Raw genomic sequence first — 24,308 nt, 5'->3', positions numbered from 1 at the left:
GTTAAAGTTTGACAGGCTCAATAATTTCACTTGGGTAACAGCCTAATACTTTGAGATAGCTTGTTACTTTCTCAAGCTCAGCTAAAGCAGCTTGCGTATTTTGTGAATGGATATTCGCTTCTAATTCCACATAGAACATCTCTTCCCATGGTTTGCCGTAAATTGGGCGGGATTCTAATTTGGTCATACGAATGTTATGGGTTTTAAACACCATTAGTGCATCCACCAACGCTCCAGCTTGTTGAGTAGTTGTCATCAATAACAGCGTTTTAGTTTGCACCTGAGGAGAAACTTTTACTGCCTCCTTAGATAACACAATAAAGCGTGTAATATTATTCGGCTGATTGGCAATATCAGTTTTAATATTAGTTAAACCATAAAGTTTACCGCCATCTTCATTACCCAACGCCACAATATTCGGTTTATTTAAACGAGCCACCATTTGCATTGCGTGTGAGCTGCTCTCACAATATTTAATATGCACTTTATCTAAAGTCGCTAAAAATTGACTACATTGCTGTGCCGGCTGAGGGTGAGTGTAAACCGTATCGATTTCTTCTAAATCCACATTGCCATTCGCTAAAACACAATGCTTAATTGGATAAGCCAACTCCCCTACCAAAGTTAAATTAGTATGTTGTAATAAATCATATACTTCATTAATAGAACCCGAGGTAGTATTTTCGAGCGGTAATACACCAAAATCAGCTTCACCCAGACTCACCTTATCAAACACCTCATTAAACGAAGCGCAACTTAATTCAATCAATGCCCCTTGATATTTATTGGCAAATTGGCGACTCGCCATATTGGAATAAGAGCCACGCATACCTAAAAACGCAATCGACACCTGCTCTTCTTTTTGAGCATTAAGCTTATTTTGCAAATAATGCTGCTGAGTCAGCACTGAATCTTCAATAATACGTTGGAAAATCTGCGTAACATATTGCGGATCAAGCTGGTAATTCTCTGCTTCTGCAAAATTGACTAACTCTTGCAACAAGGCTTTTTCACGCTCTAAATCCCGCAAGGGTTTTTGAGTGATCTCTTTACTACGCACCACATCAAACGCCAAACGATGACGTTCAGCAAGCAGCTTTAATAAATTGCGATCAAGGGTAGTGATTTGTGTTCGAATATCGGATAAATCTAAAGACATTATTACATTCTCTTATATTATATGTGGCAGAAATTATAACCTGTTCCAAAATAAAGAAAAGACAAGCGGTTAAAATTACAAGTTTTTTTGCAACAAAATGTAATGCTTTCTACTAACGAGAGCCTTTCATTTACAGCACTTACTTTTCTGATAGAATAAGAAGTGCTTTCGGCATTTGCCAAGCAATGTATTTAACAGAAGGAATTGACTATGAAAAAATTACTTGCACTTTCAGCACTTGCTCTTTTAGCAGCTTGCAGCCAATCACATCACCACCACAAAGACCATGACCATCATTACGGCAAAGAAGCACACAGCAAAAATCCTGCACTTGCACAAGCAATGAAAGAATGTCACAACACTATTAAAGAAAATAAAGATATGGTTGCGTTTGAAAAATGCTTAAAAGACAAAGGGTTCGAAAAACCGGCAGATCACCCGAAAGCAAACGGCATGCATAAACACAAAGACCCCGCTCTTTCAAAAGCAATGAAAGAGTGCCATAAAGGTGTGAAAAGCAAAAAAGACAGTGCAAAATTTGAAGCCTGCTTAAAAGAAAAAGGCTTTGAAAAACCGGCAAACCACCCGAAAGTGAAAGGGCATCACTAATTGATATAAAAAAACAAGCGGTCAATATATCACTTAAATTTGCAAAAATTTAAATAAAATTGACCGCTTGATTTATATTTGATATATAAATTTTTCGTCTCTAGCTCCAACTGGTTAATATTCCTACCGCACCTTCCAACCCAAAGCCGTTTGCCCCTTGTGATTTACCCAAAAACGCTCCCACACTCCAACTGCTCTTGTTGTCGCTGCGGTTGCCTTGGCTGTCTGTAGTGGCAAGTAGGTTGACATTGTTACCTTCAAGTTCTGTGTGTCTTGCGTTGATTTTTGAGCCTGCAATGGTGTTATCGCCATCCATTGCTCTCACTATCACCTTACCTGCTTCCAGCTCGCTGCCTTTGTGTGTGGTTTGTTGCGTGTGGCTGGTGGAAACCGATTTGCTTGAACCCACACTGACTGAGAGTTTAGCGTCACTGTTTGCCAGTTTTTCTGCGGTGTCGCCATTTAATTTCAGGGCTTCAACCACTTTTGCCGCTTTTTGTGCCGTATCATAGGCTTCATTCACCGCTTTAATTAACCGTTTGTAACAGATAAGAATTGACACTCGTTAGCGACGAGCGTCATCGGGGAAAAGTAAAGACCATATTGAGACATTATACTTTAAACTCCAAATATTCTTGATAACCTAAAACTTTTTCTTTACTGCAAAAAATCAACCATACAACTAAAATATCAATAAAAATATTTCTCGGCATAGTTAATCGTAACTCATCCACATCAGGAGCAAATAAAAAATGAATATGAACAATTTCATTTTCAATTTCAACCCCCCAAGAATTCGAAGAAATATCTGCATTATTGATTGTTCGATCTCTTAAAATAGACAGTGATGAATCTAAAAATGCAAAGTAATTTATCCCACCCATAGGATCATTCAAATAACCTGTAAGTGGGTTTAATCGATGATTTTCAGCTAACTCACACATTGGATAGAGTGTATTTTTATCATTAAAATAAGAAAATAATAATTTCATCATTTAATCCTGAACTAAACTAGGAAAAGCGGTCACTTTCGGATAAGTATATCCTTCAATTTTTACACCTGATTGAGAAATCCCCATCCACATTCCTTCAGCTTTTCTTGCTCTATTTACAATTTCAATTTGATTATAATATGCTGAATTAATTTCAACTTTAACACGATCTGCCGTCCAAGTTTCAGGAAACATCATTGCTTCACCATTATTATTGGATTTAGCAATATATTGATTACTCTCAGCATCAAATAAAGATATTTTGGCAATATATACACCATTCTTAAATTTATGTAATACTTCATCTACTCGAATATTACCCAAGGTCGTATGTCCGCCGACTGCAACTGTCATTTCATTACCTCACTTGTTATAAGATTTTATTTAATTCCATAACTCTAATAATTTTTCCCGATCGAGCTCTTAAATTTCAAAGGTCACAATTTCTTCATAATTTTCATCCGGCTCACGCTTTAAAAACTCTTGCCATTTTTCAATAATCTTTGCAAAGTCCATCCGAGCAATATAATCAACACGATCAATATTATCAAAATCAAATAATGATCTCATTTCAATCATACTCCCATCTAATAAATCTGCTCCCCAAGATTCTGCCCCAAGATCTTTTTCTATTATTTCGGGATTTTTTAGATTTCCTAAAATATACTCTGAAAAATCAAAATCAACTTGAGATAAATAAACAGCGCACAAGCAACTTATTAGTTCATCATTAAGACTAGAGCAGACTGACACTAATTTTCTAGGCTTATGTATCTTAAAATCATAATAACTAAATTTTAATTCTATAGTTTTCATATAACATCCCAATTATTGTCCTTTTAGAGGATAAACTGTCACTTTCTCATCTAAAAAGCCTTCAACTTTTACCCCTGATATTGTTTCTCCACGCCATTGACGTTGTCCATGTGTATTTATAAATTCATGTCTATTATCGTAAGCATGCTGAACTTCTACTTTTATTCTATCCGCAGTCCAATTGCGAGGAAACATTGTTGATTCTCCCTTTCCATTTGTTTTTGCTTTATATTCTCCAGTATTAGGATTTAGCACTGATATTTTTGCTTGATAAACACCATTGGGATATGTTTCTAAAACTTCATCAACTCTCACATTACCTAAAGCGGAATGCCCTCCTGTGACTCTTTTCCCCTTAACTTCCCCATTAATAATATGCCCATCAAAATCAATCGGGGCTGTAACCGTATTGACTCTTTTGCTTGCCTGCTCATTGATATAATGCTCAGGATTTCTATTATTAATAGACTCATTCAAATCCTTGTTATATTTAGAATTATTTACTCCTAAACTACCTACATCAGTTCTATAATCAGGCTTATCTCCTTCTGTTTTAAGTTTCGGCTTAACCTCTAATTGAGTTTTAAGTGCTGCACTATTCGGTAAATGTTTAGCTCCTACAAAAGTTGCTAAACCACCCATTACCATATGATAACGATCAAGATATTTAAGCTGTGTTCTCGCTTCCTCAATAGAAATCCCTTTCCCTTTTGCAACTAATTTAGCTCGTTGCTCAAAATCTAAAGCAACGCCTGTTTTGTCATATAACAGTTCATTAAATTTATGGTAGTCACTCGCCAGAATATCGCTATAGTTTCTCCAAGTTTCATTTGGATAACCTTTATGATAGCCTTGTTGAGTAGAAAGTGCCTCAGAAACAGCATTTTGACAGCCGTCACTTGTAATATCGCTTTTACAAGCTGTTATAACTTTTTGATCATTTACAATATCTTCTGTGTCTAAAACTTGCTTACGAGCTAAATCCTCTTCTGTTGCAATACCCAATTTAATCCGATTTTCAATTTCAAAACGTTCTTTAGCTTTATCTGCACTCAGATAGTTATTCTCCACTGCCCTTTTCCCAATCTCAGCTCCTGAGATTAAGTCTGCTGTGCCATCCCCTGTTACACCACCAGCTAACCCAGCCGCTATCTGGCTCAAGTTCGCAATATTCTGCTTCTGACTATCCGTCAGATTTTCGGCTTTGTCCGTATGGTAAAGGGCTTGCATTAGATAAGGGGCTGCCGCTTCCGCAGTAAACGCCCCCACCGCACCGGCTGCGGCATTATTACCGGTGATATGGGCTTCCACTGCACCTAATACCGCGTGAGCCATTAAGTTCGCTTCAGTATTGACTGTGCCGTCTGCATTGGTCGTTTGCTCCTTAATCAGCTTATTCGCATAAGGTGATAAAGCGCCTACTGCTGCTTGGTTCGCATTACCTGTCGCCAAGCCTTGTAAAGCAGCCGTTGCCGCTCGAATGCCCATTTGCAGATTACTGCCTAAGCCGTATTCCGCTTCTATCGCTTTAGCTTCTGCCTTCAGTTGGGCTGATTTTTCGGGATTGGATTTTTCAATCTCTTTTGCCTCTTGGCGTTTTTTATTGGCTTCCTCTAAATGCGGTTGCACTAAGCGGCTTGTCCAAGATTGCGAAAGCTCACCTATCACCTGTGCCGTTTCCTGCTTCTCTTGAATTGCAACTAAATCCGCTTTTTTGACCGCTTGATTAGCATGTTCGGTGTCTCTGTTCAGGCTTTGGAGTGTCTCTTGTGCGGTTTTGCCTGTGAGAGCTTTTTGTTTCTCGCTGTCGGTAATGGTGAGGTTGATATTACTGCTTATCGCCGCCTTGGTTTGACTGCGTTCGCTTTCGTTCATATTCCCCAATGCACTTAATGCTGAGCCCACTGCAGAGGTTGCCATTTTCGACATATCTGTGCTTGCTCCCGCACTGATGGTGCTGACTTTAACGTCACTACGGTTTTCAATGGTTTCTGTAGTAAGCGTGCCGGTCGTCATTTGGTGATTTTGTTTATCACCCTCTGCATTGATAATCCCGCCTTTTAAGTGCGTATTTTCTACGACCTTGATATTTGAGCTTGTCTTGATATTAAAGCCCGATTGTTGAGTCACCTGCGCATAGTCCACCTTCGCCTTGTTTTGGCTGAACTGTGCCGAAGCACTCGCACCTTCTCCAATCAATGCCACTGCTCCACTTACCCCACCTTGCGTTTGTTTACTGTGGTAATTTTCCGTGTCTTGCACACTCTCTATATGCAGATTTTTCGTCTCTAACGTTAAGTGATTAATGTTCGCTGTGGCACCTTTGACTGTGGTGGTTTCTTTGGCTTTGATACTTAGGCTGTCACTGTTGATTTCAGTCCGGTTTTGTACTTTGGAATCGCTGTTGGAATGCCCTTTACCTACATTCAATGCACCCTCTAACCCAAAGCCGTTTGCCCCTTGTGATTTACCCAAAAACGCTCCCACGCTCCAACTGCTGCTCTTGTTATCTGAGCGGTTGCTTTGGCTGTCTGTAGTGGCAAGTAGGTTGACATTGTTACCTTCAAGCTCTGTGCGGGTGGCATTAATTTTTGAACCGGCAATGGTGTTATCGCCATCCGTTGCCCTCACTAGCACCTTACCTGCTTCCAGCTCGCTGCCTTTGTGGGTGGTTTGTTGAGTGTGGCTGGTGGAAACCGATTTGCTTGAACCCACACTGACTGAGAGTTTAGCGTCACTGTTTGCCAGTTTTTCTGCGGTGTCGCCATTTGATTTCAGGGCATCAACCACTTTTGCCGCTTTTTGTGCCGTCTCATAAACCTCATTCGCCGCTTTCACTTTCAGTAATTGACTTAAACGTTCGTCTTTTACCTCACCTGAACGGCTTAAGGCTTGTTTGGCTACCATCACGCCATCTGTTACCGCTGAGCTGAAAGAGACGGTTAAGCCCGATTGTTTCTTCTCATGACGCTCCTTAGAGGAGAGACTATCTTCACTCGCACCAATATAGGTCGATTTGCCTTCCACTAAAATTTGTTTACCCAACTCTTTAGAGGCAACCGCATCCACGCCCGCTAGGTGTACATGATTGCCGGCAGACACCGTGATATTGCCTGAAAGACTGCCTAAGGTGCTGCGGGCTTCGCTACCTCGCCAGCCTTCTGTTTCGTGCTCGTGTTTTTCCGACCGCTTACCAAAGGTGATGCCAATCCCACAGCCGGAGAATACCCCTGATTTGGTTTTTTCTCTCACACTCGTGGTTTTAAAGCGATTAACAGCGTTTTGTATCGTCACATTATTGCCACCTTTGATGATAAGGTAGTTAACCGCTTGTAACATATATTAAATAGCACTAACATGGGCGCTCTATCATGCTCAATCCAACATACAGGCTATATCCCTTTATTTCTTGATTTTAACTTTTCTACTTTAGAATACTTTATTCTCTCTCTAGGCATTTGAATAAAAATAACATGCAAAGATATAGATAGAAACACAAAGAAAGCCACCCTCAATGACATAAAAAAACATCACCATAAATTATATATAGTTCAAACGCTCCATATTTTACCTTTGAATAATATAAGGAATACCCGCCAAAGAACAATAATAAAATTACAAAAGAAAAGATGAAATAAGCTATAGAATATGAAAAAACATATAAAATCCATTTCATTTTATTTACTCTCCATAGTCTTATTCATAAACTCTTCTGTTTTATCTACACCTGTTGACAACACCTTACTAAAAATAGAATTTACAGTAGGTTTTATAATATTTTTAACATACGGATTCTGAGAGTTTTGAGAAATGTTATCGATTTTTTTGCTACTAATAGCTCCTATACTAACACTTACCCCTTTCTTAAAGTATTCAAGATCTTCTTTTATACCAAATCTTGTTTCTTTCTCCAGTTTTTTTGTAGGAAAATAACAAAAAATCTATTTTCCATTTTGTTACCCTTTATTCCTTTTTGCAAAAATACAGTATAGTTTTAAAGAGCGGAGATATAGATAACAAAATAGCCCCCATGAAGCTTAAATTAACACTATCCTTTAATATTAAAAATATATCTTTATAGAAATAATAATTCGCATTAGTAAAAATAGAAAATAAACCAAATGTTAAAAACAATGTTAAAAACAGTCCTAAAAAAGAGGCAACAAAAAAATAGAAAAAATGTAAAATAACAAGTAAATTACTTCTCATCATTGCCTCCTTGTTTATTATTATCTATTTTATTTATACGATTATTGATAAATTCACTATATAAAGAATCAGCCACATTTCCTAATTTCTTTGGTAAATATTTATATTCGGAATCTTGCATTTACATTAACCGCCTTCCCCTCCTTTGCCGCTTTGGCAATAATATTCTCAAAATAAATTTTATATGCAGAGTTATTAAAATTAGCATCTTGTGGGAATAAATTATATTTACCTCCTTCATATTTGCCTAATGCTTTAAGAAGCACATCAATTTCACCATTAAATTTCATTTACTTTATCCCTATCTGTGAGACTAGGCACTATTGCATTTCTGTTCTAACAAAAATTGCTCAACCAATTTTATTGCTTTTTCTTTATATTTATAATTCCATAAATTCCACCTAACAGGGCATCCATTCACTTCCCATTCATCAAGAGCTAGTGCATTTAGAATTTCCATATTCAACCAACTATCTAGATAGCCATAATCATTTTCTAGTGAACATACAAATTCATTATATAAAAAAATATCTTTAGTATGATGTGAAATATTATTTTTCATAAGTAACAGTAATAACCTTTCCTTTTTCATTAGGAATAATTTTAACGCCATTAGTTCTGTCTTTGTAAATAGTTACTCCTAAATTATTGACAATTTTCTCTCCTGTCGAGATCGCATATTCAATAACTGATGGTAGTTAACATTTCCTAATACCATACACAAACTATCTCCTTTGTCCAAAATACATGACCATAATAGCTAGTGCAGTAATAATAGGCATAAATAATAAAAATCTAAGATCCTCAAGCATAAAATTTAAAAAAGGTATCCCCATTTTGTACTTAAAAAAATAAAAATATAATTTTATAAGCGAAAATATACCTAATATAGCAATATTAGAAAAAATATATGATATAAAAAATGCAAAAACATAAACTCTTAGAGGGTATTTCATTTTTCCACTCCATTTAAAAGTTTAAATTTTTCATATTCATTTTCTGAAAATTTATTACTAATGCTATCTACAGCATTCCCAACCCCTACTGGAATTGGACTAAGCTCAACATACCGACTAATTGGGCTTCCTACTCTAATCGGCTCTGTCCTTAGACTATTTCCATAAGTATTGATATTTTTATTCAAAGTACCTTCAACGCCTTTACCAAACACATAGCCAAACGTACTTGTTGCAGTTTTTACCCCAGCTTTTTCTAAGCCATTTTCAATAGAAAATCCTTGTAATTTACCATCTTGCCATTTGGCATTTTCTAACCCTCCGTCTAAGAATCCAGTGCCTAAATTCCAAGCGGTATATCCTTTAAAACCAAAGCCCTTTGTGATATAGGCTTCACTCATATCTTTTAAGGTCTCTTTTACACTAACCTGTCCATTAGTCAGGTATTGAGCACCAGCACTTACAGCACCATTCGCTCCCACTATCACACGAGTTGATGTTGATGAGAGGTCAAATAGTGTTTTACCTAATTTGCCTACCCCAAATGCTGTATAGAGATAATATTCTGGAAAAACGGGTTCAGCACCTAATTCTCGTCCAAATACTCTATAATCATTTGAAAGCCCTGATATATTTGGGTATTCAAATTTTGCACTAAATTCATAGGCATTCGTTTTTTCAGCTCTTACTGCACTAGCGGCTTGATCAATACCTTTTGTAAGCTCTCGCTTTATAAGAGGATCATTTTCAACCTTATTTCTAATCTCTGGATTAGATAAAGCATTCTCTATCTGAGTAATCGCCTCACTACCTAATAGCCCTTCTGTTGGTTTTATTTTAGCCTCAGCTTTATTAGTATTCATTATTTTTGCCATCCAGCCTGAACCATCAAATCGGACATTGTCTCTAGCATAATCAAATCCCTCTTTAGCAAGCGATGTTTGTTTAGCACATTCCTCTGTATTTCCTCCCAATCTGCAAGCAGCTTTTAATGTTTCACTATTTGCTTTATTCACATCAGTAAATTCTTCTTTTACTTTTTCAATACATTCTTGATTGTTGCCACAAGAAGTTACCTCTCTTTTGTAGTCAATCCAGTCTTGTTTGGATAGGTAGTTATTCTCCACCGCATTCTTCCCAATTCTCTGTCCAGTTTTCACTGCTTGAACTATGGATAACGAATTGCCTGAACTTGAAGTTAAACCACCAGCCAGCCCAGCAGCAACTTGGCTGAGTTCTGATACTGTCCGCTTTTCCGCTTCCGTCAGGTTTTCAGGCTTTTTGCCGAAGAGGTTACGGGCGATGATGTCTGCTCCAACCTCGCCTGTTACTGCTGCAACCGCTCCTGTGCCTGCCTTACCGCCTTGTGTATAAGCCTCTACTGCTCCCCAAATAGCATGAGCAATCAGGTTAGCTTGTTCATTGCCCTCTGTTGCCTGTTTGATTTCTGTGTTGATATAAGGCGAAGCTGCTCCAGCGATTACCCCTGCCGTTGGGCTGCCGCCTAAGGCTAAACCAACCGCATTCGTTATCGCATCTACCCCTTGTCGGTAAGCACCTCCTGTTTCCCATTTCTTCGCTTCGTTTTCCAGTTCTTGGGCTTTGATTGTGTTGCCTTCAGCTTTTGCCTGCTCTGCTTCCGCTCGTTTGCTTTCAGCCTGGCTTGCCACTTTTTCATTAATAGTTGCCATGGTAATGGTTTGGAAATCAGTTATTGCCTTCACCTGATAGTCCAACTCTTTTTGCAACTTATCTTTGTCAAAGCGGTTTTCTAACTTACCCGAACGGCTTTCGGCATTATCCGTTGTTGTGCTGGTTTTTACCTCTTCTCTGATTTGCTCTGCCGTTTTGCCGGTTTTCTCCAACTGAGCTTGTTCATTCCGAATAATCAGATTCTGAGAGTTAATGCCGGATGTTGTTTGGCTGGATTGACTATCTTTATCTGAACCATAGCCCATCACATTACTTAGACTATGAGTCGGATTACCTTCTTTATCCACTCTTTGTCCGTTCCAACCACCTTTATAATCACCGGCTACATTAGCACTCATCGCACTACCTTTATAGTCTGCATGATTGTCTAAATTGGTTGTATTCAGCGTGCCTGTCGCAAAGCGGTTTTTCCCCTCCATTTCAGCTTTTTCGGTTGAGGTCACTAAACCACCTGTTAGCTCGGTATGCTGTTTTACATCGATGTCGTAGCCCTCATCCCCTGCAAAAATCCCTGCCTGTTGCTTCACACTCGCATAATTCGCAGTCATTTTTGACTTGCTGTAACCAGCACTACCGGAAGCTCCATAGCCTACCGTGACTTGGGCAGAGGCACTTTCTTGTTTGCCTTTATACGTCATCGTGTCTTGTGAACTTTGAACATTCAGGTCTTGGGCTTTCACTTCAACCCGTTTGCCTTGCACCTGTGAGCCGATAACGTTCGCTGTGTTGCCACTTTCTATCTCCGTTTTGCTAGATTGACTACCGACTTGGCTGCCCACCCAAGCACGGCTTTCACCATTGCCGTAGCCTTTTGCCACATTGCCACCTGCCGTTACACCTAGCGTTGCGCTACCTGCTCCACCAAACTGAACAGCAACACCAGCATTAAAGCCGCTGGATTTGTTTTTACTCCGTTCAAGGTGGTTCTCATCCACTGCCAAAATATTGACATCGCCCTCTGCTTTTAAGTGTGTACCGCCTTTGCCTGAGACATCGCTACCTGCAATCGTTAAGTTCGAATCTTTACCGCCGCCTTCAGTTTTGATATTCAACTTGCCTCCGGCGTTGATTTGGCTTTTTTCGGACTTATTCCCCTCACTATGTTGGGTTTCAACACTTTTTTGTTCGCCATAGGTTATCGATACGCTCACATCTTGACTCAGAGCTTGGGTTGGGTTTTGTCCCATTGCTTCGGCTAACTTGCCAACTTGCTCCGCTGTTCGCATTGCTTCAAAGCCTGCATTCACCGCACCTAACGCATTAATACGGTCATTCTTGCTACTTCCCACCGATTTTGCAGAATTTACGGTTTTTTCGACCGCTTGTATCGCATTCGTTACTGGTGAACTCACTGCAATCGTCACTCCTTTCTGCTCCATCGTCCGTTTATAATTACTCTCATAATCCGAACGAGCTGCGGTAATATTGGCAGACTTCGCTGTAATGTCCACATCACCGTCTCGAGAGGTGACGATACTGCCGGTTTGTTGGTAATGTCCGTCTGTGCGGATTATTGTATCGCCCGATAAGCTCCCCACGTGGCTACGAGCCGCACTTTGTTGAGTGCGGTCTTGCTCAATTTGCTCTTTCTTCTTACCCACACTAAAGCCGATACCGCCCGTCCCCATTAAACCGCTTTTCGTTTTAATGTGTTCATCTTCAGCATAGTGCGTATTAGTCGCAGAGGTAATATTCACACCGGCTTTGCCGTCAATCAGTAGTTGTTTATCGGCAACTGCCGCAGAGCCGTGAATATCCACTTTGCCGGTTTCCGAATAGAGCGTCACGTTCTTACCATCTATCTCACTACCGATATGTTCAGTGGTATCATGATAATGGCGGCGGGTTTCGGTAGTTTTACTGAATAGACCTTTGGTACTCCCTTTCGAGCTGCTGGCTAATTGTTCGGATTGCACGCCCGATTCAATACGCACATCGCCTTTTGAGCCGATAAAAGTATCACCGTTTTCACTGCTCACCGTGGCTTGGCGAAGGATTGCATTTTCCATTCCAACAAGGCGAACGCCATCTTTACCCTTAAGGGTAGAGCCGATTTCACCTTGTTGCTCTAAACGGTAGTAGTTATCCGCATTGCCGTTGTAGTGTTCTTTGTTGCTGATATTCAGTGTGGTAATCTGTAAGGCGTTATCTGCCATAGCATTTAACGTGCCTTGGCTTTCAATATTCGCCGCTTTTATCGTGAGGTTATCATCACTGTGTAAAGCTAAACGTCCGCCTTCACCGGTGACTTTTACCGAGGCGAGTTGGTCTAACACCGTGCGGGCAAAGTTGCCGTCAGCACTTTGACTCGATGAGAGGGTAGAGCTAATTTCAAGATGCTTTCCTGCATAGAGTGACAAATCTTTCACGGCTTCAATCTTACCGCCTAAGTTAATCAGGTTTTGTTTGGCGGATAAATCCACCGCATTCCCTAACACCGTGCCTCGATTTTCCAGTTGATTGCTGTGTAAGCGGGTTAAATCTAACCCTGCAATCACACCGCTGTTTTCAACTTTATCTGCACTGCCAATGATTTTATTCGCTGAAATCACCGCTCCTCGGGAAGTAATATCGCTATTGCGAGCCACTAAATAAACTTGTGGCACAAAGGCTGTTACTTTCCGACCATCTGCAAGTGTAATTTCTTTATTCACTAACCAAACCATATCAGTTGTGAGTTCCGACATCTGTTTTGCCGTTAAGCCAACACCCACAGATAAATTAAACTGCTTGGCATACTTCACCCCGCTATTCATTAGGGCTTGGTATTGCTCTAAATCGTTGGAGTAGCCTTGAATAAATCGGCGACCGGTCAGTTGATTTATTTGTTCGTTGATTAAACGTTGCTCATAAAAACCATCACCCAAACGTTTATGCACGTTGTCAAAGTTGTGACGAAGCTGTTCAAACATATAATCTGAACTCAGCCACTGTTTGCGGTCGGTAAATTTAGGGTCGGTTTCAACCAGATAGCCGTTCGTCGCATCCGGATTGATTTTGTATAGGCTAGCTTGAGGTAAACGAACATCCGGGAGATGGGTTTTTACCATCGGCATAGTCATGTTAGATACATACTCAGCATCAAATTTCTCAACGGTTGTCTGTAATTTAGCAACAACTTGTCCGGAACTGATAATATTATGGTTATCAATAGTTGGAGTAAGCGTAATTTCTGTATTTACACCAATAGAAGAGTTTAACTGAGTTTTCCCAATAGAAACTGCTGTTGGTTTATCTGCATTATTCGATACGACAGAAACGGTATCTAACTGAATATCTTTTACTTTCGTTTTGTCATCAACGGTTGCATCGGATGTGATTGGAATACCGATAGTATTAAGCACTCGATTAAATGAAAAATGTTCCGTTGGATGATCATAAGGTCCATATTTCAATCCATTATAATGGTAATGGCTATGTCCCTTTCTTCCCTTTTTCTTTCTAACTCGGTATTCGATGCGGTATTCTCCTTTATCATTACGGTTAATTTCACCTCGGATATCTTCATTATTTAATTTGACTTTTCCACTATCTAAAGAGCTATTTTGTGTATTTTCTTTAAATACTACATCACCTAACCATAGTTGTTTACCCACTAATAAATGACTATATTTATTATGTAGGTCTTCCCCATCTAACCTCAATGAACCACCTATAGATATTTTAGCTGGGTCTGTATATTCTAGTGTAGTTGTGTTCGTTGTTTGATTGTAAAACCAAGAATACCAACCAAATCCCTCAATTCTCGTACCATTATTTAATTGAAAATAAGAATTTGGGTTTCTAGAACCATTATTGATATTATAATAACCGTCTCTTCCTTCTCGATAACGGTTAGAATTATTACCTAATGCATGCTCAACAATTCTTTCAACTTTAGTGTCAATTCCAGTTTTTACATAAAGATCTTGATTTAATAGATGAGCGGTATTGATTTTACCGTCTCCAAGAGACTCAATTGTTGCACTGCCGTTATCTACAAGGGTAGCTTTACCTATTGCATGATGATTTTCATCTAATTGACCGCCAATTGAAAGTTTATCTAAGCTCAGAACCAATGCGTGATCACGGTTAATGAGTTTTCCTACACCAAAATCTAGTCTTTCTCTTGCCGCAATCGTACCTGCTTTAGCTTCCCCATCTATTGTTTCAGTTAAATTTTCAACCGTAGAGGAATTAAATGCCAAATGATCGCCATAGATTTTTCCTGTACCGATATTTGTTACAGTAGTACTATTAATTAAGGTTTTAACCCCATCAATTAAACCGCGATTCGTTAAGGTATTTGAATTAAGCGTTGTCTCATTTGATGAAAGTTCAGCATTGGCATTATTCACAATGTTATTTGCCGAAATTGTCATTTTATTCGTAATGGTCTGTTCAGCATTATTGGTGAAATCCCCCTTTGTTTTAAAAACGAGATTACCAGCTTCAAAAGCATTATTTAAGACAAAACTATCTTTTAAGGTAATATTTAAGTTTCCTTTAGTTCTGATACTACCTTCAGACTCCAAGCTTTTTGCATTTAAATCAAGGGTTTTATTACCTTGAATTAGCCCTTTATCATTATTTATTGTTAAATTACCACTATTTAATACATTCACTGTATTAACGGCTAATAGCTCCCCTTCCTGATTATTCAACAGATTATTTGAAGTTATAGAGACATTATTCGAACTATAAACACCACCTTGTTGGTTATTTAATAATGAGGTTTCTAAGGTAATATCTTTCCCTTGAATGCCTTGTTTTGGGGTATTACCTTCTGCTTTTGTACCTTGGTTATTAATTTGCTCTGTATTAAGTGTTAATTTGTCCGCATAAATTAGCGAACCTTTATCAGATATCGCACGATTATTGATGGTTTGTGCAGTAATATTTGAAATAGAAGAAGAAATCTTACCCTCTTGGTTATCAAGTGCTTTGGTAGATAAGGTTAAATTACCGTTACTTTGAATAATGCCCTGTTGATTTTGTGTACTGCCTACGGTAGTAATGTTAAGTATATTTTCACCATAGAGCTTACCTTGTTGATTAAGTAGATTTGATACGCCTTGTAAAATCACACTACCTAATCCAATAATCCCTTTTGCGACATCTTGAGTATTCCGGTTATCAATCACATTTTGGTTAGTATTAATTAAGAGTGAATTATCTGCACGAATAAGACCGTTCTGATTATTCATTTCGCCTGAACGAATACTAGCCTGATTTTTAGAGAAAATTAGACCATATTGGTTATCAATCTGTTGTTGAGCAGTATTAAGTACCAGCTGATTTGATGAAGTGATATTACCTTGTTGGTTTAACAAGCCTTTGGTCGTCAATGTAAGCTTATTTTCTGCACCAATTATTCCTTGTTGATTATTTAGTGTTGTTTGTGTAGTAATAGTTAAGTTAGCAGATGTAGAAACAATTTGACCTGCTTGGTTATTGATTTTATTTGCATTCAATAAACCATCATTAACCACTAGGATTTCACCTAGCTGATTTTGGATATCAGAGACTTGAAGTTTAGCATGATTCAAGACCGCAACCCGCCCACCTTGGTTATCAAGTTGTTTAGCATTCAAGGTTAAATCTGTTACTACAATACCTTGATGCTTATCTGAAGGCGTATTGCGATTATCCAAGGTTTGTAATGTAGTAATCCCTGCTGTTTTTGCACGAATAGCTCCCTGTTGATTATTGAGAGTATTAGTATCTAAGCTCAGTGTACCATTTTGCGCTGAAATAATGCCTTTTACATTATTTAGATCAGATTGGTAGCTATTAATAGTCAGTCTTTCTCCAAGGCTAGCAAGTACGCCATTTTGATTTTGAATCCCCTGATTTACGTCAATATTTGCTAAATGTTGTGCAATCAATTTACTCTCTTGATTATTGAGAGTTTGTGCAGCCACATTCACTTGATTGCCGCTGATTTCGCTCTGCTTACTTGATTTAATGAAGTCAGCAACCAAATTGACAATATTTGCGGTAATTAAACCTGAATTCTGTGAGAGTGTATTGGTATTTAAATTAATCTGTGATTGTGTACGTATTTCACCCTGATTATTAACGAGTGATGTAGTATTTATGGTACTATTTTTTCGTGAAAGAATATTGCCATTATTGTTATTCAGAGAGCCTGTATTTAAAGTTAATGAATGCTGTGCAATAATTCCTCTATTATCCTGATTTTCTAATAATGTATCTTGGTTATTAATTGAATGATTATTGCTATTAAGAATAACTTCATTTGCTGAGATCAGGCCTTGATTATTTTCAATAATCCCGCTGTTAATATTAATATTTTGAGCAGCAACAATATTTCCTTTTTTACTTTCTAGGCGGTGATTATTCGTATCAATCGTTAAAGAGAGTTTCTGGCTGCCAATAGTACTATTCGTATTATCTAACTTACTGCCAGTTTTAATATTACCATCAAATTTCGAAATAATTCGGCTATCTTTATTACTTAATTCTGTTGATGTTGTAATATTCAGACTATCAGCAAAAATTAAACTTTGAGTAATTGAATTTAGTGTATTAGCAGTTAAATTTAATTCCTGTGCTTGAATCGTGCCATTCTGCTGATTTAAATTAGCCAATAACGTAATATTAGCCTGCGTACCAGAACGAATATTACCTTTATTATTAGCAAGATTAGTACCGCTTAGCGTTAAATCCTGCTGAGCGTAAACCAAACCTTGTTGATTATCGATATTTGTAATATTAAGAGCCTGCTTACCTGCACTAACAATCCGCCCTTGCTTGTTAGCAACATTTGCTGTCTGAATATTTAAAGCACCAAGTGCCACAATTCCTTTATCTTGTGTATCAGTTAAAGTCCGCTTGTTAGATAGGGCTTGTCCTTGAGTATTGATAGTAACATTTTGATTAGATTGAATTAAACCTCCATCATTAATCAGCTCACCCGAAGTTATCGAAAGACTCTGATTAGATAACATTGTTCCATTGATTGAATCAACTTTACCTTTTCCGGTATTCACGGTTAATTTTCCATTGGCTAACAATCGCCCCTGTTGATTGTCTACACCGTTTGCCTTAATGTCTAAATCACCTTGAGTTTTAAATGTCCCGCCTTGATTTTGTAGCCTATCTACTACTTTGATAGTCAATTCTCCAGTACCGGTTTGCTCCAAAATCGCATTTTGAGTATTTAGCGAGCGTTGTTTGGTTGTGATACGTTCTGCTTTTAAATAGCTATCCTTGGTTTCAAGCAAAGTTGGAGTCGCTAGAGTTAAATCTTTATTTGCAATTACTGTAGCATTATTCGCTTGAATTTTGCCTTGAGAAGCGGTGGCATTAATGGAATACGCGGAGGTATGACTATTATCTAAATTTGCCTCTGAAGCACTTATCTTAATATTACCTGAAGCAATATTTTTGCCCTGTAAAGTCGCTTTGCCTGTTGTAGCAACCGTAATCGTTTTAGCAGATGCTTTTTCAAGAGAACGTACCTCACCCTGCGCGGTGTCTTTAACATCAATACCGGCAGCAATAAGTGATTGAGTTGATGCAACCACTTTTGGTGATTTATAGGTAATATTATCTTTTGCGACCGTTTCACCATTTTGAGTAATAGCCTGATTTGCGGTTTTATAGATATTCCCTGCACGAGCAACAATAGAGCCATCTTGCTTAATATCAGCCAATGTATTAAATGTAATATCCCCCTGCCTATTCTCAATTTTCCCTTTATTTTCAATTCCTTGGCTTGCGGTTAATATCACCGGTTTGGCTGCATTGAGCGTGCCGGTATTCACAATTCGTCCTTGGCTGTCGATTTGTAGCGTTTCACTACTCGCGCCAATATGTCCTGCATTGCGAACCCCCACGCCCTTTTCCGTGCCGATGAGGTGGATTTTGCCCGAATACATGCCGCCCAGTTCGCCCACATCAATTGCTACCTGTGGTTTAGTCTCACCTGCAAGCGGTTGTTTTGTATTAATAATTTGCAAATTTTTGTCCGTTTCCGACCGCTTGACGGTGTTTTTACCGGTAATCACCTTTGTCTCTTTCTTCGACCAAATTCCGGCATTCACCTCGGCTTCTCGGGCAAGAATTTCGGTGTAGTCCACACGGCTGTTGTCCAGCCCTTTACTACTGACTTTTACTTTGCCCGCCTCAACTTTGAAGTTATCCACCTGCCCGTTTTTGATTTCCGGCTTGCCGGTAGTAAAAGTCGCTCGGTCGGAATTAATAATCCCACAGCCTTCGCAATGTAAGCCGCTTGGGTTGGCGATAATCACATCGGCTTTTTTCCCCGCAACCTCCACATAGCCTTTCATTACAGAAGGTTTGTTGGAATTGACTTCGTTTAAAATCACCTTCGCTTCACCGCGTGCTAAATAAGGATTGCCCTGCACTAATCCTGCTTGTTGGGTTTGGGTAGTCGTGCGGCTGTTATTTAAAATCGCCCCTTTCTCGGCAACATCAAATTGGCTGTATTTGTTGTGAGAAAGCCCTTTATCGTTCGGGGTTTGGATATTGACTTGAGGTAAGCCGTTTGCGGTTTGTAAGATAATCGGCTGCTGATTTTTCGAAGCAGAACTATCAGCTTGAATAATTAAGTCCGCAAAGACATTCTCCGAAAAACTGACAAAGCCCAAGGCACAGAACAAACTAAATACAAGCGGTCTTATCTTGCAAATTTTTTGCAAAATCTGACCGCTTGACGAGGATTCTGTTGATTTCCCTTCAGATTTGGCTAATTCAGAAACGACAACTAAACGTTGTAATGTTTTGCTGAAAATGACTCGGAAACATTGTTTGTTCATACTTTAATCCTTAAATCTTTGCCAAAATTTGGCTTGCCCGAAAAATAAATTAAAAATTGTAGCCGATATTAAAACCGGCAACGGCATCAGAGGTTCTAAAACCTTCCGGTTTACGCATCGGTCTGCCCATAAAAACATCATAACTAAACCCTTTTACACTACCGCGTAAACCAATCGCCGTACCCATTAGGTGATGTCCCAGCCGATTTTCCGTAGACCAGCCGGATACCCGCCCACCATCAACCGCCCAATAAAAAGCATGCGTTGGTCTAAACTGCCAAACCAGTTCATTTCGCCAGTTCCAGCCACGCTCACCGGAAAGTGAAAGTTCACCATCAAAGCCTCGAACCGTATAACGGCTGCCAATCGAAAAACGGTCTTGCGGAATCAATGGGGTTTTGTTCCACTGAGCATTCAAACTACTTTGCCACTGCCAAGATTGATTTTCCCATTGAAACGGTTTGGTTAAGCTCACGCCGGCTGTAATGATTTTCGGACGAGATGTGCCTTCGCCATAAAGCTCTTCAGGAGCAGATAAGGAACCCCGAGCAGCAGTACCACGCTTGAAGCTTGCAGAAAACTCTAAAGTTGCCGCTGGAAAGTATTCTTTATGGTTAAAACCGACTTCCCAACCTGCCATTCGACGCTTTTGTACCTCAACTTCACCACCGTCAATATAGTTTTGAGATTGACGAGACCAAAGCGAACCGGAAATACCGGTTTTGCGTGTGCTGTCTCGGTAAATCAAGTAAGAAAGGGTTAACTTATCAGTATCACTTTCACCTGCATACATGTAGCTTTTATCGAAAGCCCCAAATACTTCTTGGTGATAACGATTTTGGGTGTGGGAAAAGGCTAGCTGCCAATAGCCAAACGGAATCGAATAGTAAAGAGAGAAATTTTTGCTGGCACGCTTGCCGTTATCATCGCCTTTTTGTTTAATGGAGTGAGTAAAAGAAGTATAGAAAAGGTCGTTTGCAGAAAAAATATTATCAATAGAAAGTGTGCCGCTGGCTTGCCATTTACCCGTTGAGGTGGAGCCGGCATCATCTAATCCTAAATTCAGACGAAATGGAAAAGCTTGGTTATAGCTGATTTTTAAATCACTTTCACCCACTTCAGCTTTATCACTTTCGCTCGGTAAAATCTCAATATTCGCTTCAACCGTTGGCACTCGCTTTAAGTTTTCTAACGACTGTTCAATATCTCGAACATTCAGTAAATCACCCGACTCAAAGGTTAAAGCTGTAAAAGCGTGTAACGGTGTGAATCGAGGCACAATTCCGCTGTCTGCAACTAGCGTATTACGCACTTTGCCGGGAATCACTGTTAATGCTAACTTTCCGCCACGCAAATCTTGCTCTTGAGTCACCACTCGAGTGGTCACATAACCACGACCGATAATTTCATTTTGCACCTGCTTCATCAATATACCTAAACCTTCACCACCAAAACAGTGTGGTAATGTCAAACGGAGTGATTTGGCAGCTTTTTCAAATGCCCATTGGAATTGACTGGTTTGGGAGGGGCTAGCGTAATCGGTTATGGTAATTTGGTGAATAGGGTAACAAGGAGATTCGTGATTTGATAAAAATAGACTATCTTGAGTTAAATCTGTACGCACATCGGCAGAAGGGGTAAATTGTCGTTCTTGCTCTTTTTGTTGCTGGGTTTGGCGTTGTTGCTGAGTTGCATCAATTTGATTTAAATAAGGGTCTAATTGAGGTGCTGCAACCACTAACTTAGGGAAAATAGTCCATAAAAGTAATGAATAACGTTTCATATAATTATATCCTAATACTGAGTCGCAAAATTTTAACATAGAGAATAAACTATTTATACTTTATTTGAAGTAAATGATTATTTATTGTCAACCATAATAAAGCCTCCATTTATTACAATTAATGGAGGCTTATCTGAATATTATTCTATGCTATATTCCGCTGTCTTAATTACCTGAAATCCCTTTATGTCTGAGTAAGGCATCCAGAGTTGGTTTTCGCCCACGGAAACGTTCAAAGAGTACCATTGGCTCTTCCGAACCACCACAGGTTAAGATGTTATCTAAGAACGATTGCCCTGTTTTAGCGTTGAAAATGCCTTCTTCCTCAAAACGCGAATAAGCATCTGCTGACAGCACTTCCGCCCATAAGTAGCTATAGTAACCGGCGGCATAGCCTCCTGCAAAAATATGCGAGAAACTATGTGGCGTTCTAGCCCAATCCACACCTTTTGCCACCGCCACTTTCTCTTTCACTTCTTTTAATAATGCCAACACTTGCCCTTGTTTTGTTGGGTCGTATTCGGTATGTAGGCGGAAATCAAACAAGCCGAACTCTAATTGGCGTAACACGAACATTGCTGCTTGGAAGTTTTTCGCCGCCAATAACTGCTCTAATTTTGCTTTTGGTAATGGCTCGCCGGTTTCATAATGCCCTGAAATAAAGGCTAACGCCTCCTCTTCCCAGCACCAATTTTCGAGGAATTGGCTTGGTAATTCCACTGCATCCCAAGGTACACCGTTAATGCCGGCAACATCGCCCACATCAATTTCAGTCAGCATATGGTGAATGCCGTGCCCAAATTCGTGGAATAAGGTCGTTACCTCATCATGAGTGAATAATGCTGGCTTATCGCCAATCGGCTTGTTGAAGTTACAAGTTAAATAGGCGACAGGTTTTTGTAATGAGCCGTCTGCCAAACGTTTTTGGTTGATACAATCATCCATCCACGCTCCGCCGCGTTTGTTTTCACGGGCGTATAAATCAAGGTAGAATGAGCCACGCAAGCGGTCGTTTTTATCAAAAATATTGAAAAAACGCACATCTTTATGCCAAACATCCACGCCTTGCTGTTCTTCGACACGCATACCAAAAACACGTTTCATCACTTCAAATAAGCCTGAAAGCACACGGTTTTCCGGAAAGTATGGACGAAGTTCTTCATCGTTAATTGAGAACAACGCTTGCTTTTGTTTTTCACTATAGAAAGTGATATCCCATAAATCCAAATGCTCTACGCCAAAGTATTCTTTGGTGAACTTTTTCAATTCACATAATTCGTTTTTGCCCTGTGCTTTTGAGCGAGTAGCCAAATCGTTTAAGAAATCCAACACTTGTTGCGGATTCTCCGCCATTTTTGTGGCAAGAGAATAATCGGCATAGGTTTTGAAACCAAGTAATTGTGCGTTTTCGTGGCGTAATTTAAGGATTTCATCAATGATCGGGCTGTTATCCCATTTGCCGGCATTCGGGCCTTGGTCGGAGGCTCGAGTAACAAAAGCACGGTACATTTCCTCACGTAACGCTTTGTTTTCACAATAAGTCATCACAGGCAGATAGCTTGGGAACTCAAGCGTAAAACGATAGCCTTTTTTGCCTTTGCTTTCAGCGGATAATTTTGCGGCTTCAAGGGCGGATTCCGGTAAACCTTTGAGTTGAGCTTCATCAGTAATCACAATATCCCAGCCCATTGTGGCATCTAGCACATTATTACTAAATTGTGAGCTAAGTTCAGATAAACGGGCAGAAATTTCACCATAGCGTTTTTGTTTATCCGCCGGCAAAGAAATACCCGATAGTTCAAAATCTTTCAGGCTATTCTCAATCGCTTTTTTCTGTGCAACCGAATAGGTTTCAAACTCAGGGCTATTTTTCAGCTTTACATAACCTTGATACAATCCTTGGTGTTGTCCTGCCCAAGTGCTGTATTCCGATAATAGCGGCAAGCAGGCTTGGTAAGCCTCACGCAATTCAGGAGAATTTTTCACTGCATTTAAATGCCCGACAGGCGACCACGCACGAGAGAATTTATCGCCCGCCATTGCTTGTGGCATATAGAAATTTTCCCAAGTCGGGTTTTCAATTTTCGCTACCGCTTCTACGGTTTCACGGCATTCTTTGATAACGGCTTCTACCGCTGGTTTGATATGTTCAGGTTTGATTTGTGAGAACACAGGCAAGCCTGTGTAATTTAAAAGAGGGTTAGACATTATTTTTTCCTTACTTATAGGGTCAAAATCAATAATTTGTCACCAGATAATACACAAAGTTTGATAGAAAAGAAAACAAGCGATCATATTTCAATAATTTTTTGCAAAAAAATCACAAAATATGACCGCTTGTCTTTAGAATTTCACACTATGGCCGTAGCTTTCAATAATATTCTGCAAATGCTCCAGCTTTTCTTTCGGTGGAGGCATTACGCCTTCTAACTCATATTTATAGCCTAAGGTTTCCCATTTGTGTACCCCTAATCGATGGTAAGGCAGAAGCTCTACTTTTTCGATATTATCCATTCCTTGAATAAACTGCCCTAAACGGTGAGCAGAGTCATCATCGTCCGTATAACCCGGCACCACTACATAACGAACCCAAGTCGGCTTATTCATTTTTTGCAGATAGCGAGCAAAATCCAAGGTACGTTTATTAGAAACACCAACCAAATCTTGGTGAACTTCATCATTGAGCTGTTTTAAATCCAGCAAAACTAAATCGGTCACTTCCAGCATTTCATCAACCACAGGGCTATAGCTGCGTACAAAACCATTAGTATCTAAGCAAGTGTTAATGCCTTCTGCTTTACAAGCTCGAAACCAATCCCGCACAAATTCCATTTGCAACACCGCTTCGCCACCCGAAGCCGTTACACCACCACAGGTCGCCTTCATAAAGTGCTTGTAGGTAGTAACCTCTTTCATCAGCTCTTCAACCGTAATTTCTTTACCACCGTCTAAATCCCAAGTATCCCGATTATGGCAATATTTACAACGCATTAAACAGCCTTGTAAGAAAAGAATAAAACGAATCCCCGGACCATCTACTGTGCCGCAAGATTCATAAGAATGGATACGTCCAACAACAGACATTTGCTCACCTCAACCCTCAAAAAATTTTGATAAATTGTAGCAAAATTTTAGGTTTTTCGCAGAAATAAATAAAGCAACTACGCTTTACTCAAAGAGAAATCCGACTCTATTTTTTGATCTCTTTCAGAAAATCAACTAAGAGTGATTTTTGCGTTTGGGTTAACTCCTGCCAATAGCAGCCGGCTTCATCGCTATTCCAAT

13 protein-coding genes are annotated in these 24,308 nt (G+C 39.4%); 1 reads left to right on the top strand and 12 read right to left on the bottom strand.

All coding sequences use genetic code 11. The features are described from left to right. Position 1 precedes the first annotated feature (1 nt). Positions 2-1,159, bottom strand: coding sequence for a chorismate mutase (locus A4G16_RS00475; protein WP_165888229.1), 1,158 nt, complete (start codon positions 1,157-1,159; stop codon positions 2-4). A gap of 210 nt (positions 1,160-1,369) precedes the next feature. On the opposite strand from A4G16_RS00475, the gene A4G16_RS00470 reads away from it, so the two are divergent. After that, positions 1,370-1,768, top strand: coding sequence for a hypothetical protein (locus A4G16_RS00470; protein WP_165888228.1), 399 nt, complete (start codon positions 1,370-1,372; stop codon positions 1,766-1,768). A gap of 100 nt (positions 1,769-1,868) precedes the next feature. Here the strand turns inward: A4G16_RS00470 and A4G16_RS00465 are convergent, their stop codons facing one another. The 11 genes from A4G16_RS00465 to pflA form a co-directional block, all read right to left on the bottom strand. Further along, positions 1,869-2,330: a hemagglutinin repeat-containing protein gene (locus A4G16_RS00465; protein ID WP_165888227.1), complete on the bottom strand. Its 462-nt coding sequence runs from the start codon at positions 2,328-2,330 to the stop codon at positions 1,869-1,871. Positions 2,331-2,379: 49 nt separating this feature from the next. Then, on the bottom strand, positions 2,380-2,763 hold the full coding sequence (locus A4G16_RS00460; protein WP_237052377.1) for a DUF5376 family protein: 384 nt from the start codon (positions 2,761-2,763) through the stop codon (positions 2,380-2,382). Then, a complete protein-coding gene (locus A4G16_RS00455) occupies positions 2,764-3,114 on the bottom strand; it encodes an EndoU domain-containing protein (RefSeq protein WP_165888226.1) in 351 nt (116 codons plus the stop codon). A 69-nt stretch (positions 3,115-3,183) separates the two neighbouring features. Continuing rightward, positions 3,184-3,576 carry a DUF5376 family protein gene (locus A4G16_RS00450; RefSeq protein ID WP_165888225.1) on the bottom strand — a complete coding sequence of 131 codons (393 nt, stop codon included), beginning with the start codon at positions 3,574-3,576 and terminating at the stop codon, positions 3,184-3,186. A gap of 12 nt (positions 3,577-3,588) precedes the next feature. After that, positions 3,589-6,915: a hemagglutinin repeat-containing protein gene (locus A4G16_RS00445; RefSeq protein WP_165888224.1), complete on the bottom strand. Its 3,327-nt coding sequence runs from the start codon at positions 6,913-6,915 to the stop codon at positions 3,589-3,591. Between the two features lie 971 nt (positions 6,916-7,886). Next, on the bottom strand, positions 7,887-8,075 hold the full coding sequence (locus A4G16_RS00440) for a hypothetical protein (RefSeq protein WP_027075094.1): 189 nt from the start codon (positions 8,073-8,075) through the stop codon (positions 7,887-7,889). A gap of 23 nt (positions 8,076-8,098) precedes the next feature. Continuing rightward, positions 8,099-8,398: a hypothetical protein gene (locus A4G16_RS00435; RefSeq protein ID WP_165888223.1), complete on the bottom strand. Its 300-nt coding sequence runs from the start codon at positions 8,396-8,398 to the stop codon at positions 8,099-8,101. Between the two features lie 339 nt (positions 8,399-8,737). Then, on the bottom strand, positions 8,738-19,240 hold the full coding sequence (locus A4G16_RS00430; RefSeq protein ID WP_165888222.1) for a hemagglutinin repeat-containing protein: 10,503 nt from the start codon (positions 19,238-19,240) through the stop codon (positions 8,738-8,740). A 49-nt stretch (positions 19,241-19,289) separates the two neighbouring features. After that, a complete protein-coding gene (locus tag A4G16_RS00425; RefSeq protein ID WP_165888221.1) occupies positions 19,290-21,023 on the bottom strand; it encodes a ShlB/FhaC/HecB family hemolysin secretion/activation protein in 1,734 nt (577 codons plus the stop codon). A 165-nt stretch (positions 21,024-21,188) separates the two neighbouring features. After that, positions 21,189-23,231, bottom strand: coding sequence for an oligopeptidase A (prlC, locus tag A4G16_RS00420; protein WP_165888220.1), 2,043 nt, complete (start codon positions 23,229-23,231; stop codon positions 21,189-21,191). Between the two features lie 135 nt (positions 23,232-23,366). Beyond that, on the bottom strand, positions 23,367-24,107 hold the full coding sequence (gene pflA / locus A4G16_RS00415; protein WP_165888219.1) for a pyruvate formate lyase 1-activating protein: 741 nt from the start codon (positions 24,105-24,107) through the stop codon (positions 23,367-23,369). Positions 24,108-24,308 lie beyond the last annotated feature (201 nt).

This window comes from Mannheimia granulomatis (assembly GCF_011455695.1).
GTDB lineage: Bacteria > Pseudomonadota > Gammaproteobacteria > Enterobacterales > Pasteurellaceae > Mannheimia > Mannheimia granulomatis_A.
The sequence above is the reverse complement of the archived record's forward strand: the minus strand, read 5'-3'. Positions and strand labels throughout refer to the sequence as shown.

What these genes read in the sequence shown, in the direction of transcription:
- A4G16_RS00435 (WP_165888223.1), bottom strand. Translation starts at nt 8,398, where the DNA reads ATGGCGTTAAAATTATTCCTAATGAAAAAGGAAAGGTTATTACTGTTA.
- A4G16_RS00460 (WP_237052377.1), bottom strand. Translation starts at nt 2,763, where the DNA reads ATGATGAAATTATTATTTTCTTATTTTAATGATAAAAATACACTCTAT.
- A4G16_RS00440 (WP_027075094.1), bottom strand. Translation starts at nt 8,075, where the DNA reads ATGAAATTTAATGGTGAAATTGATGTGCTTCTTAAAGCATTAGGCAAA.
- A4G16_RS00445 (WP_165888224.1), bottom strand. Translation starts at nt 6,915, where the DNA reads ATGTTACAAGCGGTTAACTACCTTATCATCAAAGGTGGCAATAATGTG.
- pflA (WP_165888219.1), bottom strand. Translation starts at nt 24,107, where the DNA reads ATGTCTGTTGTTGGACGTATCCATTCTTATGAATCTTGCGGCACAGTA.
- A4G16_RS00455 (WP_165888226.1), bottom strand. Translation starts at nt 3,114, where the DNA reads ATGACAGTTGCAGTCGGCGGACATACGACCTTGGGTAATATTCGAGTA.
- A4G16_RS00430 (WP_165888222.1), bottom strand. Translation starts at nt 19,240, where the DNA reads ATGAACAAACAATGTTTCCGAGTCATTTTCAGCAAAACATTACAACGT.
- A4G16_RS00425 (WP_165888221.1), bottom strand. Translation starts at nt 21,023, where the DNA reads ATGAAACGTTATTCATTACTTTTATGGACTATTTTCCCTAAGTTAGTG.
- A4G16_RS00450 (WP_165888225.1), bottom strand. Translation starts at nt 3,576, where the DNA reads ATGAAAACTATAGAATTAAAATTTAGTTATTATGATTTTAAGATACAT.
- A4G16_RS00470 (WP_165888228.1), top strand. Translation starts at nt 1,370, where the DNA reads ATGAAAAAATTACTTGCACTTTCAGCACTTGCTCTTTTAGCAGCTTGC.
- prlC (WP_165888220.1), bottom strand. Translation starts at nt 23,231, where the DNA reads ATGTCTAACCCTCTTTTAAATTACACAGGCTTGCCTGTGTTCTCACAA.
- A4G16_RS00475 (WP_165888229.1), bottom strand. Translation starts at nt 1,159, where the DNA reads ATGTCTTTAGATTTATCCGATATTCGAACACAAATCACTACCCTTGAT.